The 233-nt window shown below is 70.8% G+C and carries 1 pseudogene; it reads left to right on the forward strand.

The features are described from left to right. Nucleotides 1-233, forward strand: a pseudogene (locus tag SB765_RS34025) (ABC transporter permease); the annotation flags it as partial.

A 233-nucleotide genomic window follows, 5' to 3' on the forward strand; every position in this document is an offset into this window, starting at 1 on the left:
GAGAACCGTCAGCAGATCGCCAGTTTCACCCAGGCGTTCTGGCCACCGGCGCATGATGCCGAGTTTTTGCTGCTGCTGTTCGAGGCAACTTTGCAGACCCTTGCCGTGGCCACGGCCGGCATGGCCCTGGCGCTGCTGCTGGCGGTGCCGGCCAGCCTGCTGGCCAGCCGCGCCTTGTCGTTGCGGGCGGCCTCGCGCGGCGGCCGGGCCGGGCTGTTGTCGCGGGTGCTGCG

The sequence above is a fragment of the Pseudomonas sp. SIMBA_067 genome (assembly GCF_046534675.1).
Taxonomy (GTDB): Bacteria; Pseudomonadota; Gammaproteobacteria; order Pseudomonadales; family Pseudomonadaceae; genus Aquipseudomonas; species Aquipseudomonas putida.